We start from the raw sequence: 621 nt of genomic DNA on the forward strand, positions 1-621 counted from the left end.
GTCGAAGCCGAGGACGGCAGGCCGCGCTTCGTCGCTGGCGCCATCGGGCCCACCAATCGCACCGCCTCGATCTCGCCCGACGTCTCCAATCCCGGCTACCGCGCCGTCACCTTCGACGATCTGCGCAAATCCTATGGCGAGCAGATCAACGGCATGCTCGACGGCGGCGTCGATCTGCTCTTGGTCGAGACCATCTTCGACACGCTGAACGCCAAGGCGGCGCTTTATGCGATCGCGGAGATCACCGAAGCGCGCGGCATCGACATGCCGGTGATGGTGTCGGGCACCATCACCGACAAGTCCGGCCGCCTGCTCTCGGGCCAGATGCCGGAGGCGTTCTGGTATTCGGTGCGGCACGCCAAGCCTGTCACCATCGGCTTCAACTGCGCGCTCGGCGCCGAGGATCTGCGCGCGCATATCGCCGATATCGGCCGCGTCGCCGACACGCTTGTTTGCGCCTATCCCAATGCCGGCCTGCCCAACGAGTTCGGCCAATACGACGAGACACCCGAATACATGGCGCGCCTGGTCGGCGAGTTCGCGCGCGACGGTTTGGTCAACATCGTCGGCGGCTGCTGCGGCACCACGCCGGACCATATCGCGGCGATCGCCGCCGCGGTG

Annotated in this window: 1 protein-coding gene; it reads left to right on the plus strand. The window is 66.5% G+C overall.

Going from position 1 to position 621, the window contains the following annotated elements; genetic code table 11:
• A partial coding sequence (locus MOV75_RS41040; protein WP_247008566.1) for a homocysteine S-methyltransferase family protein occupies positions 1-621 on the plus strand: 621 nt, incomplete at both ends.

It is taken from the genome of Bradyrhizobium sp. PRIMUS42, assembly GCF_023006515.1.
In the GTDB taxonomy this organism is placed as follows: domain Bacteria; phylum Pseudomonadota; class Alphaproteobacteria; order Rhizobiales; family Xanthobacteraceae; genus Bradyrhizobium.